Genomic DNA, 2,432 nt, shown 5'->3' with positions numbered 1-2,432 from the left:
AGCTCGGCTCTCTCATGGCCGCTCCTGCTCTGCTGGGCGGACGGCTCTATCTTGCATCAACGAATGGATACTTTTATGCATTTTCAATCCAATAACATCATAACGGCGCCTAAGATCGGCGGTTTCTGGCTTGGCTGCCAGGCCTGGACATTCAATAAGCGCACCGTCGCGGAGGCGATTACGCTCACCGCAAAGGCCGGGGGCAAGACGATCGAGTTTTTCCCTGGGCAGAAGCTCGAAGCGGGGGGCGAGGGGCTTGGTCCCGACAACTCCGATGCGACGATTGCCAAGGTCAGGGACTGGTGTAAGCAGGCCGGGATTACGCCCGTGGCCTTTGGGGTCACTGGCTTTGCCCCCAACGAGGCCGATGCCCGCAAGCTCGCGACTTTTGCCAAGAAGCTAGGCATCCGCACAATTGTTACCGAGTCCGGAGCTGCGGAGCTCAAGGTGATGGAGCCATTTCTCAAAGAGATGGATCTCTATCTTGCAATTCACAACCACCCGCGCCAGTCCAAGAACCCTAACTACAAAGTCTGGGACCCCAAGTATGTTTTGGAGCTGGTTTCTTCGTTTGACACGCGCATCGGCTCCTGCGCCGACACCGGCCACTGGGTGCGCAGCGGCATCAAGCCCGTGGAGGCCCTCAAGATCCTCAAGGGCCGTATCCATGCTTCGCACTTAAAAGACCTCAACCAGTTCGGCGAGCCACACGGTCACGATGTCCCCTTTGGCACGGGAGTCAGCGATATTCCCGCGATTCTTGCGGAGTTCCGCAGACAGGGCTACCAGGGCCATCTCTCGATTGAGTACGAGATCAATGGCGATGGTCCCCTGGAAGATGTCGCTGCCTGTATTGGCTTCGTCCGCGGCTTGGGCGCTGGCAAGAAGTAAGTCGTCTACGTGGCGCCCCAGAGATTTCTGGGGCGCTTTTTTCTTGACCCCTTCCAAAAATGAAAATATCACAAAAAGAACTTGATCCTAAAACAAGACAGCAAGTGTTTGAGGCAATCTGGAATCGCATCAATGTCACCCACTTCGACACGGCTTTTGGGGGGGTGAGCTGGGCGGCAATGAAGAAAAAATATGCGCCGCTGGTTGCTAAAGTCAAAAACAATGCCGAGTTCTACGCACTGCTCACCCGACTGATCGGGGAGCTTAAGCAGAGCCATTTCGCCATCTTGCCCCCGGAAGCCTACAGCGTGAGCGAGGCAGTGGGTAAAGCGGCAAAGGGCGAGGGCGCAAGCGGGCTGACCGTGGGCCTGATTGACAGTCAGCCGATGGTTCTTGCCGTTGCCCAGAACTCCGCAGGACAGGCGGCGGGCATACTGCCTGGTGCGATTCTTGAAGCCGTGGACGGCAAGCCACTCCTGCAAGTTCTTGCACGACTCACAGCGGAGCAGAAGACGGCGGGGTATCTGGCACGGGTGCTGCTCACACGCGCACTGGGTGGCGATGAAGGCCAGAAGCGAGCACTACGTCTGCGTGAGCCTGATGGCAGTGTCCACGAGGTGGGACTCACTCTGGGAGTCGGGCCAAAGAAGCGCGACGATGTTCTTCCCGGCTTCCCGCCTTTCCCGGCGGAGCTGGAGACCCGGCGGCTGGAGAACAATATCGGCTACGTGCGTTTCTCGCTGTTCACCGCGCTGCTAATGGACGACCTCAGGAAAGCTTTCAAGGAAGTGGCCGATGCCCCCGGCATGATTATTGACCTGCGCGGAAACCCGGGAGGGCTGGGGCCGGTGACCTACGCGATTGCGGGGATGCTGAGCCAGAAACCCGGCACGCTGGGAACCATGACGATGCGCCGGGCAACGGTTCAGTTTCCCATACTTCCCCAAGCACCGCGGTATGCCGGGCCTGTCGTGGTGCTCACCGATGAGCTCTCAGCGTCGTGCTCGGAGATTTTAGCGGGCGGCTTACAGGAGCTAAAACGCGCCGTGGTGATTGGGCGCAAGACCGCGGGGATGGTGTTGCCCTCCGCCGTGGACAAGCTCCCCGGTGGTGTGCGGCTCCAGTATGCCTTCGCGGACTTCAAAACCCCCCGAGGGGTACTTCTGGAGGGTAAGGGAGTGATCCCTGATATTGCCGTCCCTCTCACGCAATCGTCACTGCGCCAGCTGGGCGACCCGGATATCGCGGCGGCACTGGCTTACTTTCGAACTCAAACGGAGAAAAAATAGATGAATCGCTACGGATTTTTGCTACTTGCAGCACTCTGCATCACCCCGGTTATGGCACAGGGCCCCAAGCCAACCGGGGCTTCTCTTATGGACAAGTACGTTGCCTCGATTGGCGGAGCGGCGTGGCTGAAGGTACAAAACTTCACGGCAAAAGGGACAATCTCGATCCCGGCACAGAGCATCACCGGAACGGTGGAAGTGTTTGCAAAAGCGCCGAACCAGTTCGCGATGAAGCAGAATATTAAGGGAGTG

At 58.3% G+C, this 2,432-nt stretch carries 3 protein-coding genes and 1 pseudogene; all 4 read left to right on the top strand.

Annotation, left to right across the window (positions count from 1 at the left end; all coding sequences use genetic code 11):
- Positions 1-14: 14 nt before the first annotated feature.
- The gene (locus ACH2EH_RS00865) at positions 15-95 is read left to right on the top strand and encodes a hypothetical protein (RefSeq protein ID WP_395137873.1); all 81 of its coding nucleotides are present in this window, start codon (positions 15-17) and stop codon (positions 93-95) included.
- Positions 64-891 (top strand): sugar phosphate isomerase/epimerase family protein, encoded by an 828-nt coding sequence (locus ACH2EH_RS00860; protein ID WP_395137871.1) that lies wholly within the window; start codon positions 64-66, stop codon positions 889-891. Before ACH2EH_RS00865 ends, ACH2EH_RS00860 begins: the two co-directional genes overlap by 32 nt.
- Before the next feature lie 59 nt (positions 892-950).
- Positions 951-2,180: a S41 family peptidase gene (locus ACH2EH_RS00855; protein ID WP_395137869.1), complete on the top strand. Its 1,230-nt coding sequence runs from the start codon at positions 951-953 to the stop codon at positions 2,178-2,180.
- Positions 2,181-2,432 (top strand): annotated as a pseudogene (locus ACH2EH_RS00850) (hypothetical protein); the annotation flags it as partial.

The sequence above is a fragment of the Armatimonas sp. genome (assembly GCF_043760365.1).
GTDB lineage: Bacteria > Armatimonadota > Armatimonadia > Armatimonadales > Armatimonadaceae > Armatimonas.
This window is presented reverse-complemented; position numbering and strand designations above follow the sequence as displayed.

Bases quoted from the DNA above. Each gene is read 5' to 3' on its own strand.
- ACH2EH_RS00860 (WP_395137871.1), top strand. From the start codon at position 64: ATGGATACTTTTATGCATTTTCAATCCAATAACATCATAACGGCGCCT.
- ACH2EH_RS00855 (WP_395137869.1), top strand. From the start codon at position 951: ATGAAAATATCACAAAAAGAACTTGATCCTAAAACAAGACAGCAAGTG.
- ACH2EH_RS00865 (WP_395137873.1), top strand. From the start codon at position 15: ATGGCCGCTCCTGCTCTGCTGGGCGGACGGCTCTATCTTGCATCAACG.